At 39.9% G+C, this 13,536-nt stretch carries 13 protein-coding genes and 1 pseudogene; 7 read left to right on the top strand and 7 right to left on the bottom strand.

All coding sequences use genetic code 11. The features are described from left to right. From JT717_RS27550 to tnpA, 3 genes and pseudogenes are all read right to left on the bottom strand, one after another. Positions 1-224, bottom strand: a pseudogene (locus JT717_RS27550) (IS256 family transposase); the annotation flags it as partial. A 153-nt stretch (positions 225-377) separates the two neighbouring features. Beyond that, a complete protein-coding gene (locus JT717_RS27555) occupies positions 378-1,436 on the bottom strand; it encodes a ligand-binding sensor domain-containing protein (RefSeq protein ID WP_205514551.1) in 1,059 nt (352 codons plus the stop codon). Between the two features lie 440 nt (positions 1,437-1,876). Continuing rightward, entirely contained in the window at positions 1,877-2,191 is a 315-nt protein-coding gene (gene tnpA, locus JT717_RS27560) for an IS66 family insertion sequence element accessory protein TnpA (RefSeq protein ID WP_205514553.1), read from the bottom strand. 772 nt (positions 2,192-2,963) lie between these two features. On the opposite strand from tnpA, the gene JT717_RS27565 reads away from it, so the two are divergent. The 5 genes from JT717_RS27565 to JT717_RS27585 all read left to right on the top strand — a co-directional run bounded on the left by JT717_RS27565 (position 2,964) and on the right by JT717_RS27585 (position 6,095). Further along, a complete protein-coding gene (locus JT717_RS27565; protein ID WP_205514555.1) occupies positions 2,964-3,590 on the top strand; it encodes a DUF3885 domain-containing protein in 627 nt (208 codons plus the stop codon). A gap of 77 nt (positions 3,591-3,667) precedes the next feature. Beyond that, positions 3,668-4,108, top strand: coding sequence for an SMI1/KNR4 family protein (locus JT717_RS27570; protein ID WP_205514557.1), 441 nt, complete (start codon positions 3,668-3,670; stop codon positions 4,106-4,108). A gap of 220 nt (positions 4,109-4,328) precedes the next feature. Continuing rightward, entirely contained in the window at positions 4,329-4,535 is a 207-nt protein-coding gene (locus JT717_RS27575) for a helix-turn-helix domain-containing protein (RefSeq protein WP_205514559.1), read from the top strand. A 3-nt stretch (positions 4,536-4,538) separates the two neighbouring features. Further along, positions 4,539-4,865, top strand: a complete 327-nt coding sequence (locus tag JT717_RS27580) for a HipA N-terminal domain-containing protein (protein ID WP_205514560.1) — start codon at positions 4,539-4,541, stop codon at positions 4,863-4,865. A 96-nt stretch (positions 4,866-4,961) separates the two neighbouring features. Next, complete coding sequence (locus JT717_RS27585; RefSeq protein WP_205514561.1) at positions 4,962-6,095, top strand: HipA domain-containing protein; 1,134 nt, start codon at positions 4,962-4,964, stop codon at positions 6,093-6,095. 133 nt (positions 6,096-6,228) lie between these two features. On the opposite strand, the gene JT717_RS27590 is transcribed toward JT717_RS27585, so the two are convergent. Then, positions 6,229-6,594: a helix-turn-helix domain-containing protein gene (locus JT717_RS27590; RefSeq protein ID WP_369411775.1), complete on the bottom strand. Its 366-nt coding sequence runs from the start codon at positions 6,592-6,594 to the stop codon at positions 6,229-6,231. A gap of 163 nt (positions 6,595-6,757) precedes the next feature. Between JT717_RS27590 and JT717_RS27595 the strand changes: the two genes are divergently transcribed. Then, on the top strand, positions 6,758-7,492 hold the full coding sequence (locus JT717_RS27595) for a hypothetical protein (protein WP_205514564.1): 735 nt from the start codon (positions 6,758-6,760) through the stop codon (positions 7,490-7,492). 7 nt (positions 7,493-7,499) lie between these two features. After that, positions 7,500-8,135: a TraM recognition domain-containing protein gene (locus JT717_RS27600; RefSeq protein WP_369411777.1), complete on the top strand. Its 636-nt coding sequence runs from the start codon at positions 7,500-7,502 to the stop codon at positions 8,133-8,135. Positions 8,136-8,557: 422 nt separating this feature from the next. Here the strand turns inward: JT717_RS27600 and JT717_RS27605 are convergent, their stop codons facing one another. The 3 genes from JT717_RS27605 to JT717_RS27615 all read right to left on the bottom strand — a co-directional run bounded on the left by JT717_RS27605 (position 8,558) and on the right by JT717_RS27615 (position 13,439). Next, positions 8,558-9,202, bottom strand: a complete 645-nt coding sequence (locus JT717_RS27605) for a Crp/Fnr family transcriptional regulator (RefSeq protein ID WP_205514566.1) — start codon at positions 9,200-9,202, stop codon at positions 8,558-8,560. Between the two features lie 336 nt (positions 9,203-9,538). Then, positions 9,539-10,276, bottom strand: coding sequence for a LytR/AlgR family response regulator transcription factor (locus tag JT717_RS27610; RefSeq protein ID WP_205514568.1), 738 nt, complete (start codon positions 10,274-10,276; stop codon positions 9,539-9,541). A gap of 4 nt (positions 10,277-10,280) precedes the next feature. Then, positions 10,281-13,439 carry a histidine kinase dimerization/phosphoacceptor domain -containing protein gene (locus JT717_RS27615; RefSeq protein WP_205514569.1) on the bottom strand — a complete coding sequence of 1,053 codons (3,159 nt, stop codon included), beginning with the start codon at positions 13,437-13,439 and terminating at the stop codon, positions 10,281-10,283. Positions 13,440-13,536: the final 97 nt, after the last annotated feature.

Genomic DNA, 13,536 nt, shown 5'->3' on the forward strand with positions numbered 1-13,536 from the left:
GCTGTTTTGAGCTTTTTGTTGCCTTTGCCATTCTTGCGGTTCCCGCTAGCCCGCTGCTCTTCATCCAGATGGCCTTCAATCTCGCCCTGAAGAGCGGCTTCAAGTATATCTTTTAATAACGGGGCAAACGCCCCATCTTTACCAAATAGGGACTTACCGGAACGTAATTGCTCAAGGGTCCTGCGCTTGAGCTCTTCATAGTCGAATTTTTCTTTTTTGTCCATAAAAAAACTGTATTAAAGGTCTTGATTTTTTAACCTTTGACACAGTTATTTTACAGTCTCAAGTCCACCGAGTAAAAAATGTTGACCACTAGTCGTTGTCGAAAAATGTACCGCCAAAACATAGTTCCATCTTAAAATGCTCAGCAATACACATTATTTCTGATCCTCTTTACTTTTAAAGTCCGTGATGGTCTTTCCATCATAACGATATACTCCTTGATAAAATCCGAACCAAATACTTCCATCGTTAGCTTCCAAAAGTCCCAAAAGACCTGGTTGTCCTGTCATAATTTCGGTTACAGCAGGATTTTCGTTGTACAAGGACTTGTGATCATAACGAGAAAGTGCCCACACGGCCCTACCTGAGCCATCCTTAAAAAATTGACCCAACGAGGCATTGCTACCTGTAGTCCATATATTTCCTTTTTTATCTTCGATGATAGCATAAGCTCCCCGTTGCGATACCTTAGTAAAGGTTCTGCCGTCATAGCGCCAAAGACCATCAACGTCACCAAACCAGATGTTTCCTTTTTTATCTTCAATTACTGACCAAACGTTCTTAAACGCTTTGCCATCTTTGTTTTTTAAAACGGTAAATGTTTTTCCATCATAAAAACAGGCATCGCCTCTTGTGCCAAACCATAATTTCCCGGTTTTGTCTTCCATGATAGAATTAATATCGTCATTAGGAAGTCCGTCTTTCGTTGTAAAATTTCGAAAAGATTTCCCATCGTAACGGCTTGCTCCATCTACAGTGGCGAACCAAATATTACCGGCTTTATCTTCATAAATTTTTTTAACCCCATTACTGGGAAGCCCATCCTTTGTTGTAAAATCCTGAAAGGATTTCCCATTGTAATAATAGACACCCGAAAGTAGGGAAGCGAACCAAAGATTTCCTTTTCGATCTTCCAGAACATCCCAGAAGCTGGCGAAGCGGGGCGAAATTGCTTTACCTGTTAGATTGGTAAAAGATGTTCCATCGTATCGAAACACGGCTAACCAAGAAGCAATCAAAATGTCTCCGTTCCTGGCTTTCCTTACATGCCGAACCATACCCACAGGTACCCCCTTGTTGGTGGCCGCCTCTTTGAGTTGAGACTCGGTGTATCCTTGTCTAGTATTATCTTGTGGTGAGTTTGTTTGGTTTTGTCCACAGGAGGTGTGAAAAACAAGCATCAGGAACAAAGTACAGATGAGTACGTATTTCATGATTTTTCTTTTTAATTATTGGGAACAGAAACACTGTTAGACCTATCTACTGCATTACTTTTTTTTAGATATCGAGCTGGTAATCGACATCCTGAGCGCTATGTTTGTGCTGGGTTTGTGCAGGAGAGTGAATTAGTCCTTCCAGCATGATGAGCAGGCTGCAAAACGTGTCCTTTAGTTTCATGTCCTATTAAAGTTTGCTACAGCGAAACTACTTTGATCCTTTCAGCTTGAAGGGTTAGGATTGTAAATTAAAGTGTAAACTTTGTAAATTATTGTAAATAGTACCTTGGACCTTAGAAACTCATTGCTTAAGATCATCACTGACTGCAAAAAGGTTGCTGCTCCGTGAGATGGACGACGAACGGATTGCGACGCAACGAAGCTGTCCAAGGAACCGGAAGCTGGTACCCAAACAATTTGGTTAATTTGTAACACCCTTAACGCATTAATTCTTTTAAATAACTTACAGGTACCTCCTTGTATAGCTTCAGCCCATTATATTCCGCGAATAATTGAGCGCTGTTATGCGCATCATCATTGAGTTCTAAGAGGCTAAAATTTTCTGTAGGCTGCCCAACAACTGAACTTGCATCATTGACATATTTCTTTCGCCAATAGTAAAAGCAAGTTTCTGATATTTTTTTCTGTTCACAGAATGTTTTTACCGGTAATTCCCCGGCTTGCTGCTCCTGTATCAGGGAAAACATTTCCTGGGCGGTTCGTTTGGGATTGGATACTTCGGCTTCCAGCATCGAATTTCAGTTTTGGTGAATCGTAAATTTAGATGCTTGGCTGTTTGTGCTTTTTAAACTTCCCGGAGGGATACTTTAGGTCCGAGTCCCAACTGTAACATTGAAGCTTTCACGGCTTCCGCCTGTTATTAAGGCAATCTTTGTCATTTGATGTCTTTTTATTTTTGCAAAATTGCAATGCTATTTGTAAATAAACTTAGTCAAATCTGTGTTTGACTTAGCCTAAATTTGCACTTATAAAACCTTTTGGCATTTATTTGGAGTTAGACCTTGAAACCTTGTTGAATTTTTCCTGCGCTTTCAAACGAGAATTTGGACTGACACCAACCAAACTGACTGGCCGAAAATCGAGACCAACTGCAACAACATGCAACAGCTGTAAAACAATACGTGGCAGGTGCAGATGATGTTTTACCAAAGCCTTTTAAAATAGCGGCGTTGCGTAGTATAGTTGCCAAATAAATTTATCTGATTTTCTACTTTCCACTTAAGCCAGGCTTTGTCATCAACCGCTTTTCCAACTGGAGGTTTGTAGTGTAATTGCACGTTGTTTAACAACCCTGTCGTGGACGAACTTACGCTTATAAAGATAGCCTTGGCTCTTGAAAAGGATTCAATTATTACTATTTTTATATATAAAAATCTGTATGCCTGACAAAAATTTATTACAGGAATTCGATAGCATCAGGCCAGCAAAATTAAACCTATAAAATGGATCCGGAAGATTTGGAAAAAGTAAACGAAATGCTACGACAAAAATTACAATCCTATCTTGACAAGGTTTACCCTGGTTCTCAAATTATCACTCAGCATACACTTGGAGGCCAGGTCCCATATCAGATTCGAACTTGGTGAGGGCTTTCCAAACGGTTCTACAGAAAGGGTAAATCAAGCGACGGAAAGGGCAACTACTCTATTTACGGATACATTTAAAAATCCGGACAATGAGATTTTTGTATTAATTTATGAATACCAAAATGCAAACATTTTAGAGGTAACGAGAGAATATTTACATCACCAATTTCCTGATGACATATTTAATAGGTTCTATAATCAGTTAGAAGTTGCAAATGCCAATTCCTTTACAACAGATGAAAACGGGAATAAAGCTCTTGAAACATATGAAGTAAGAATTATTATCGGAAAGCTACCCGTTAAATACATTAATGCAAGAAATATTTTTAATGGTATAGCCAATACAGAAATGGGTTTTGACCCTGGCATTGACCAAAGTATATACTTTTTTGACCCACTAACCGACAAAGGATTTTATATGTATGACGACAGGGGCTGCTATGTATGGAGTAATAGTGCAGATAAAATCCGTGACATCTATATTAATCGAAATAACTGGATTGTCGATTATCATAGGCCGGAGATTGATGAGTATTTTAAATAATGATAGATATCGGTAAGACTCAAATGAATGATTTTCATTTTTATTTAGGGAATGTAATACACTGAATTTTACTTAAAATGGAAATACGTCACAGCAATGAATTCGGGAAAATAAGAGTACAGGATATAATCGATTTCGAAGATGCAAACGATATTAATCTTCCTGAAGATTATAAGCAATTCCTTATTGAACACAATGGGGGCAGACCCTACCCCTGCATTTCACCTGTTGTTAAAAGTGATGTTCAATGGATTTATGGTATGGTGCACGAACCTTATTATGCCAGCCTGTTTCAACACATAGACATGTTTCAAGGGCGCATCCCAAGCTGGTACTTTCCTATAGCCAATGATTCTGGCGGAAACTTATACCTAATGTCTTTATACCATGAAAATTTTGGCCTGATAGCATTTTGGGATCATGAAGGAGAAACAGATGGCGATGCGGATCAATATTTTGATAATATGAAAGTTCTGGCGAATTCGTTTGCAGAGTTTTTAAATCAACTAATTAATTGAACTGCAACCATAGTATAATCGTAACGCTAAAAACTAACTTTTTTAAATTTTCGGATTGATTATCAAGTTACTAAAATATGAACTGGAATTATATTTCCGATTTCAGTAGTTTTACGCACTTTCCTCAATTTTTAATGCAAAATCAGAAATATATTTCTGATTAATAAACTTATTGCACGTATTTCTTTAAATTTACCAAAAAATCAGTATTATATTTCCGATGACAATTCAGGAATTAGGGACGGCAATTAAGTTTCGAAGGGACTTTTTAAAAATTCGGCAAGAGGATCTTGCTGAGTTGAGCGGTGTAACTGTGAAAACAATTCACTTAATTGAAAGCGGTAATGGCAATCCATCGTTTGAAACGATTGAAAAAATTGCTGTTGTATTGGGTATGGAACTGGTATTGCATGTTAAAAAGGCGTAATAAATGGCTAAAGCTGAAGTTTATAACAATAATATTCTGGCTGGTTATTTGGAAAAAAAAGCGCCGGATTTTTATGTGTTTACTTACGCTGACAGCTATCTTGCGAACCCAGCTCTACCCTCAATTAGCCTAACCCTTCCTCGAACACAAGCAGTACATGAAAGCTTGGTACTGTTTTCTTTTTTCACAGGTTTGTTGGCCGAAGGGATTAATAAAGACATTCAATGCCGGTTATTACGCATCGACGAAAATGATGATTTTACGCGTCTGTTGAAAACGGCTGGAGGTGATACGATCGGAGCTATTACAGTTAGAGAGATTAATATTTAACCTATGTGTCCAGGATGTTATAGATCAGATTATGATAGCTACTGCAGGCTTTGCTTACGCGCGATGTTTGATGGCGTCAAAGTATCACATGTTTTAATGTTTGATGCTCCTAAGGCAGACAATTTTCCTGATTACCAGGAAAAAACGAAGCGTTTGTCTATTTCAGGTGTTCAGCTCAAATACTCTTTGCGACTTGAAGGCAAACAACTCAAGCTGGTAGAAACCGGTGGGCAATACATTTTGAAACCGATCCCTCCAACTGCTTTAATTGTCAATACTGATCAGGCGCCCGAGAATGAACATCTTACAATGCAGATCGCTTCACAATTGTGCCGCATCCGGACAGCGGCAAATGCGCTTATCTATTTTAAAGATGGAACTCCAGCATATATAACTCGCCGATTCGACGTAAATGCCGACGGCAGTAAGAGTCTTCAGGAAGATATGGCACAGATCAGTGGGCGAACAAAACATACGTCAGGTGAAAATTTTAAATACGAAGGGACATATGAGGAGATCGGCCAGCTAATCCGCAAACACGTAGCTGCTTACCCGCCAGCACTGGAAAGTTTCTTCAGATTGGTATTATTTAATTACTTGTTTTCAAACGGCGATGCTCATTTAAAGAACTTTTCATTGATTCGTACGGAGATGGGAGACTATGTGTTAACTCCTGCCTACGATCTTATGTCAACTGTCCTACATACACCGGGTGAACATGATACGGCTCTTGACCTTTATGCTGGATATTTGGATGCTGGATTTTATGGCACTTATGGCTTTTTAGGCCAACCCAATTTCAGAGAGCTTGGTGAAAAAATCGGGATTCAGGAGGTCAGAATGAAGCGGATAATTACACAATTGCTTTCAATCCAAAATGAAGTACTCCAAATGATTGATCAATCATTCCTTTCACAAAACATAAAAGAGAAATATATAGCAGCTTACAAAGATAAAATCAGACGTATGGGTATGACAAAAGAAATGATCGCAAAAGCTATCAACCCTGAATTTCCGAGTGTGTATGCTCCCACTGATCAACCAACGAAACTTATATTCAGAGATGGTAGTATAAAAGTCGGCTATTTCCAGCATACTGCCGATATAGACAAATTAGAGAAGGAAAATAAATACACTTTTATTGAATATAAGAATAAAGGAAAAGAAGATCCATTTACGATTATCGAAGGGGATCAATTAAGTGAAGTTGAGTATCCTTCACTTCCGTGATTATATTTTGCGGCTATTACAATTACTAATTATTTTCTTTTTTCTACATAGCAAAAATGGCTGTCTCTTTTAGGAGTCAACCATTTTTGCATAAAGCCTTTATTGAGCTAGTTCTTAAATATCAAAAGCATTATTACATCTTCTTTCTCTCATCCAACATTTTTTCCAGCAAAGCAATTTTTTCATCCTTCTCTTTCAGCAAGGCTGCATTTAACTTTTTTATTTCTTCAATAGATTCCAACCACTTTTCCATTGAGTTGAAAACAGGCTTGTAATTAACTGAAGAGTTATCATTAAAATTACATGCGATATTATTTATAGCAGCTTCCTCGTTAAAATTATTAATTGCATCCATCGGTACTTTCAACACTTCAGCAATTCTCTCAAGGGTATCCGGATCAATTGTTTCCTTAGTTTCCAGCAATGAAACACTTCGCTGGCTTATGCCAAGTTTCGGTAGCCAGAGTTTCCTAAAAAAACATTTATATATTCGGATTATGGAACCTGTTCAAAAACAAAAAAAGATAACCATAAAGTTCTTCCTCAACCGCTTACTTGAATCTGCTTCTGGCAGTAAAGGAGAAGTATACTTTCCCCTGTATATCCAGGTTACCTATAACCGTAAGAATATGCAGTTAAAGAGTAAGTATGGGTTATATTATTTGAACCTGGAAGAAGTAACGCCAGGATTACTGGATCAGGAAGATAATTCAATTGAAAGATCATGTATTTATATTTTGTATAAAGGTGAAAAAAGCAGGGAATTGGGTAATGAGAAGATCAGGCAATGGCTCAGAAGCTACCATAAAGAAGCGGTATTGCAATTAACTGAATCGCCAAACGCATTTACCCAGATTTTTTCAGATGAAAACCATCCGTTTGAAACAAAATTTACGCTGATTGAGGGAACTGAGCAGAACTGGAATGATCTGTTAAAGCAGTTGTCGGCTGATCGGAAATTGTACTTTGAAGCCGGCCCCAGTTCTTTAACAAAGAAAACGGTAAAGGTGAAACTGGATCATGACCATATGGCTGCTTATGGAATCGATGCTTATACGATTGAACGCAAGCTTGAAAGTCTTTTTAGTGCAACAAACGTTGCTGAAAAATCAAATTTTGGTGATAATGAAGCAATTAAATTAATAAACACATCGCAGACCATTGATGCTATTGATCACGCTAATGTAATAGCGCACAACGGAGAATCTTATCCGATAAGAAATTTTATTCATTTTAGTATTTCCGAAAGGCCAAGGTTTATTACCGCTGATATGAATGGTGAATTCAGATCGATAATATTTACCAACGTTGAAGACCCCGGGTATTTAATGGAAGCGACCAGGGCAGTCGCTGTCAAAAATAACTTTCTCGTTCGCCTTAATCTGCGACCGGCTTAACAAGATTATAAACCAGCCTGGCCGGTACAAATGCGCGACCATCTATGACGAGTTCGCTACGATCAGGGCTTCGAGCGTACTGAGGGTGATTGGCCAGGGGCGATCAAACGACATCATCTGCATAATCGCCGTACAGGATTACAGTCAATTAAAACAGGTCTATAGCCGTGAGGAAGCTGAAGCGATTTTCAATATGACGGGAAACATCATAAGCGGCCAGGTAAGCGGGGAAACCGCCAAGCTTCTGTCGGAACGTTTTCCCAAAACCATGCAAGATCGCCAAAGCATGTCGATCAACAGTAGCGATACATCGATAAGTCACTCAAAACAACTGGAAGCGTCAATACCACCGAGCACGATTTCAAGTTTGTCGAGCGGTGAATTTGTCGGGATCACAGCTGATAATCCGGACCAGCCGATTGAACTGAAAGGCTTTCACTCCCGAATTATTAATGATGTGCCGGCGCTTGCTGCGGAAAAGGCTGCATTTAAGGCTTTGCCGGAATCGGAAAAAGCCAATGATCCAGTGGAGATCCAGCGGGTATTTTTCGAAATTAAGCAGCATGTGCAGGACATTGCCGAAGTGGTTATGGAGCGAATGTTGAACGATCCGGCAAAAGAACATTTGGTTATTCAAAAGTAGGATAACTTAAGACAGTGCTACTCTAAACAGCATTACTGTTTTCAATTGCAAATGCAAACGATCTCCGTACAAATTAGCTGTTCTCACTCTAGAGGCGTAGTTTTTAATCCTTATTAAAATTAACTAAACACTTACATTATCGGAAAAACAAATTTCGTCGCTTTTTTTGAGAGATACCAAAGTAGAAGCTATTTCCCTCCACTTCTGCTGTTGACCGGAGTTCTATCGAACCGCTTCTCTCCTTTCTGTTATTTATTCAAACGATGAAATCGGCTTACAACCAATTATCTGTGATTTGAATCATTTACGGGGAACCAGGATCAGTCCTTGAAACATAAAGCAGGCGAAAAAATTATCATCAATGAAGATATAGCCTTCACAGGCATTTTTGTAACCTCGGGTACAAGTGGTTGTAACTAAGGTTACAAATCCTTGAGCAATTTTATTTGTTTGTTGTAAATAAGCAATTTCTTTTCGTTCTCCAGTTTTTTTAACAGCCTTGAGATCACCACGCGGTTGGTGCCAAGATCATCTCCTATTTGCTGATGGGTAAGATTGATAACAGAAGAGCCGCTGATCTTTGATTTTTCTTTCAGATAATTGATCAGACGCTCATCCATCTTTTTGAAGGCAACCTCATCAATGGACTTGATCATTTCCGTAAAGCGACTTAACATAGTCGTCATTACGTATTTTTTCCAGGATGGGTATTTGACCATCCATTGTTCCATCAGGGCCACCGGGATACAAACCAATACACTGTCTTCTTCCGCCGTTCCTTTTATGACGCTTGTTTGCGCAAGCATGCAGCAATTAAATGTCATTGCGCAGCTTTCACTTTCCTTTACATAGTACAATAATAACTCCTGGCCATCATCGTTAATGCGGCTTACTTTGATAGTGCCGCTGGCAAGCAGTGGTATGGCCCTGATCGCCTGCCCGACATTGAGCATAACATCGCCACTTTTTACTTCCATGATCATTGACTTTTCCTGCAGCTCTGCAAGCAGCGCCGGTTCAAAAAACTCCGAAAATTTACTGCTGTAGTCCAGTGATTGCCCTATCATAATAAATAATTATTTGTATTTAAGGTTTCATCGTTGATGAACTTATATAAGTACATATTTCTTTTTACAATGCTCGCACTCATAGTATTTGGGTTTGATCTTTCCAAAGGAAACGAGTTTTACCAAACGTGCTGCAAAGGATACTTTTTTAGCAAGCAGGTTTCCCTCACAGCATGTACAGCGAATGCCTATGACAGTACGGTGTACTATGATCTTATCCAGGTCAAGCAGTCCCATATTGAACGCAAAAATGGGACTGGCCGGTGAAAGGGCAAAAAAACTGGGATGAACCGCTTTGTTCTGGGACGAATGAATGGAATGTGGTGTAAAAACGGGTCAATTATCTTTAATTCCAAGCGCCTTAAAGAGGGCTTCCTTGTATGATTTACCTATGGGAATGATGATGCCCTGCAAAACTACTTCTGCAGGAAACACATGTTCAACTTTATTAATATTAACGGAATAACTCCGGTGTATCCTGACAAAGTTTCTTTGATCTATCTGTCTAGTAAGGTCATTAATCGTTGACCGCACCATTACTTTTTTTTGCGACTGCAGGTGAATGATAACATAATTGGCGTTGCTTTCAAGATAAAGTATTTCGTGCAGGTATATCTTCTTAAAAAGATGGCCATCTTTTACAAATACATGGTCTTTGCCGGTCGATGTAGTTGCTTCGGTTTGCTTACCGGAGTGATGGCCGGTAAAATTATTGAATGCAATTTCAATAGCTGCAAACAGGTCTTCTTTGCTGAACGGCTTTACAATATAGGCATGCGGTTTTACTTTTTTGGCCAGGTCTATTGTATCGGGGTCACTGTTGGCGGTTAAAAAAATGAAAGGGATGGCGTATAACTCATTTATTTTTTGCGCCACGTCAAAACCGTCTTTTTTGCCTGATAACTGAATGTCGAGTAATAACAGGTCTGGTTTATTGTTCACAAGCATGTCAATGGCCTCGGTGTAATTAATAGCCGGGCCGCAATGCGCATAACCCAATTCCTGTAGCGTACTGATTATTGTCCGCGCTATTACCAGCTCGTCTTCTACAACGCCTATTTTTAAACCTGACATATCTTCAATCTTCTGTTTTCCGCAGGTTGCGGTTTGTAAAGGTAATTGTAAATTGAGCGATTTTATTTTCATATAACACGTTGCCGCCAATTTGCCTACTCAGGTCATTAATCAACTGAATGCCCAGCGTGCTGCCCCTGAACAGATCAAAATCGGCCGGAAGGCCGGGGCCATTATCGGAATACACCAACTCGTATTTCCCGTCTGTTACTACATTGATCTTTATATTTATTTTGCCATATTCAATTTTGTTAAAAGCATATTTAAATGAGTTGGATAAGAGCTCATTCAGGATGAGGCCAAGAGGAACTGCCGAGTCAATATCTAAATATAAAACCGGCACCGCTATACTTATTGATACGTCCTTTTGCTTTTTGTAAAGCGCCTCCACCTGCCGGCAAAGGTCTTTTACAAACTGGCTCAACTCTATGGCGCTCAGGTTTTCAAACTGGTACAGGTTCTGGTGTATCAGTGCAATGCTTCTTACTCTGTTGCGGCCTTCCATCAAGGCTTCTTTTGCGTCAGCATCCAGGTTTCTGCTTTGCAGTTCCAGTAACCCGGATATTACCTGTAAGTTGTTTTTCACCCGGTGATGTATTTCTTTCAGCAGTACATCTTTCTCTGCAAGTAAGGTTTCCTGTTCTGACAATGCCTTTTTCAAAAGGGCTGTTCTTTCATTCACCGTTCGTTCCAGTTTGTTCTTATCTGCTGCCAATTGTTTGGTTCTCCATTTTATGACCCAGCAAACTATCAGGATCAACAACAGGGTAAGTAAAACGAGGAACCACCACTCCACATAAAAAGGCTTCAGCACCAGCAATGGAATACGTAATTCGCTTTTACTCCAGGCACCCTCGCCATTTTGTGCTTTTATATGTAATGTGAAGTTTCCATAAGGCAAACCGCTGATGCGTATGGAGTTTTCGTTAATATAGTTCCAGTCTTTGTCTACTCCTTCAATTTGATAGGCATAGCGGTGTACGTCGGTTTTTGCATAATCCAGTAATTGAAATTCAAGGGTAAAAAATTTATCGCCAGGTTTAAGTATAATATTTGAGGTGGTCAATAGCTCGTTTATTTTATTGACCAGGCCGTTTTCAGAACCAACATACTGGTTAAATGCAATAATGCGTAAGGGTACATTAAACGTGCTGCTGTCTTTTATAAAGTCGCCGGGGTTGAATTCATTTATGCCATCTATGCCGCCAAAAAACAGCCTTCCGTCGTTTGCTTTAAAGGATGAGCTTCTGTTAAACTCATTATGAGCAATGCCATCGGCTGTGGTAAAGGTTGTTGCGGAAAATGTTTTTTTGTTAAAGCGGATAAGCCCGTTGTCTGAACTGATCCATAGGTTATCCCAGGCATCGGATTCTATCCTGTAGAGCACATCGGATGGCAACCCGCTGGCAATATTGAATTGCTGAAAAGTATTTTCGTTTTTATTCCATTTATATAAACCTTCCCCGTTGGTGGCCAGCCAGTATATGCCATCCCTATCTGCAAAGGCATCCAGTAAACTAAGCCCTTCTGTAAATGACGATTGATAGCGGGTGATGACCAACTGACCGTTCTTCGGCGTTATTGTAAACAATCCATTCTCTGCTACCGCCCATATAGTATCGGCATTGGTTTTGAAAAAACGGTAAATAAAGACTGGCTCTTTATTATTGGAAGAGGCATACAGGAGTGATTTAAATTTACTGCTGCGGGAATTGTATAATGAAACGCCATTGCTTCTTCCCAACAATAACAAGCTGTCATTTAAAGACAACATTGACCAGATTTCAGTACCTGTACCGCCTGGTATTGGCTGTAAGCTGTTGTCTTCTTCGCGGTACCTAAACAGATTAAAGCCCCCTGAATACAAGGCACCATCATGATCAACCAGGGCATACTTGATCTCATCCGCATTGACAACATACTGCATGCTGGCTTCCCGTTGCAGAAAGGTATGCCACCATATATTGGCAGCCACCCGGCCCGAATTGTCGGCATATATGCCACGTGCCTGACTGTTGCGCTGAACACTTTGTTGCTTTGTGGTAAAGTATTGTCTAAAACGGTTCCTTTCTATCTTTAACTGAATGATACCAAGCGAGGTGCAAAGCCAGAGATTATCCTGGTTGTCGGCAAAAAGCCGGTATAGAAATAAACTTTCAAATGCTTTCAGCTCCGATTTGTCAACCACCTTTAAAAAAGCATTTTGCTCCCATACGTACAATGCATCGGGGCCGATATAAAATGCGCAGGCATTGCCGTTTCCGGCGCTGGCCGACTGATACCAATATCTTCCCTGCAGGTTGTTTAAACTATATTTACTCCAGTCAACATTCGATACTATTTTCCCATCAGGCGTTAACATGCCAACGACAAAGTGGTCGGAGTTGGAAGCAAAATTGAAAGTAAGCAAAAGCGCATCCTCCTCATTAAAGCCGATGGGAAGCGACCTTAATACATCCTTTTGGGTAAATGCAATCACTTTATCATTCGATACCAGGTATTGGGGTAGCTGGTTCGATAATTTTAACAGTGTTTTCCCATTTGCAAACATACACAGCGGCCCAGTGCTGCGATAATCGGAAAAAGCCAGTGAGTCTTTTGTTACCCAGTTTTTAATTTCATAACGAAGGATAAATCCTTTTTTGGTGGAATATTTCCAGAGTCTGAAAGGCCAGGCCGTTAGAAACTTAACTTCATCAGTACCGTCATTCGATATCCAGTAAACATCCTGCTCTTTGAAAGGCAGGTTGGGAAAAGCTGCCGTAAGCGTTTTTATTTCATGGGTAACGGTATTCAATACGTCTATCATGCCATTAGTGGTCAATTGAAAACCATTGCTGCCATATTCAATGAACAGGTTGCCAGCATCGTCTTTTGCCAGTTGCACCACTTTGTTGTTCTGCAGGTTGTTTCGCTGACGGGTAAAAAGCAAACAGTTTTTACCATCGTAGCGGTTCAACCCGTTGCGGGTGCCAAACCACATAAAGCCGGCATTATCCTGTAAACCACAAAATACTTCGTGAGAGGCTAGTCCGTCTTCAATGGAGAGAAACCTTTTGCTGATAATGTAAGCGGGGTTATTGGCGGTGCTTTGAGCTGCTACAGAAAGGCTGTGTAACATCAAAGTGCCCAGGATGCAGGTAAAAAGAAATAAACGGATCATCAATTGTTTCCCCCGGATGAGGCTAGGTTAAAAATTTGACAATATACATAAAAAAATGGCAAAAGGTGGGTCCCCTCTTTAAGAGGGACCCACCTTA

The sequence above is a fragment of the Longitalea arenae genome (assembly GCF_016924755.1).
In the GTDB taxonomy this organism is placed as follows: domain Bacteria; phylum Bacteroidota; class Bacteroidia; order Chitinophagales; family Chitinophagaceae; genus Niastella; species Niastella arenae.

Excerpts from the sequence above, each read along its gene's own strand:
- JT717_RS27555 (WP_205514551.1), bottom strand. The coding sequence starts at position 1,436 with ATGAAATACGTACTCATCTGTACTTTGTTCCTGATGCTTGTTTTTCAC.
- tnpA (WP_205514553.1), bottom strand. The coding sequence starts at position 2,191 with ATGCTGGAAGCCGAAGTATCCAATCCCAAACGAACCGCCCAGGAAATG.
- JT717_RS27570 (WP_205514557.1), top strand. The coding sequence starts at position 3,668 with ATGGAAATACGTCACAGCAATGAATTCGGGAAAATAAGAGTACAGGAT.
- JT717_RS27575 (WP_205514559.1), top strand. The coding sequence starts at position 4,329 with ATGACAATTCAGGAATTAGGGACGGCAATTAAGTTTCGAAGGGACTTT.
- JT717_RS27580 (WP_205514560.1), top strand. The coding sequence starts at position 4,539 with ATGGCTAAAGCTGAAGTTTATAACAATAATATTCTGGCTGGTTATTTG.
- JT717_RS27585 (WP_205514561.1), top strand. The coding sequence starts at position 4,962 with ATGTTTGATGCTCCTAAGGCAGACAATTTTCCTGATTACCAGGAAAAA.
- JT717_RS27605 (WP_205514566.1), bottom strand. The coding sequence starts at position 9,202 with ATGATAGGGCAATCACTGGACTACAGCAGTAAATTTTCGGAGTTTTTT.
- JT717_RS27610 (WP_205514568.1), bottom strand. The coding sequence starts at position 10,276 with ATGTCAGGTTTAAAAATAGGCGTTGTAGAAGACGAGCTGGTAATAGCG.
- JT717_RS27615 (WP_205514569.1), bottom strand. The coding sequence starts at position 13,439 with ATGATCCGTTTATTTCTTTTTACCTGCATCCTGGGCACTTTGATGTTA.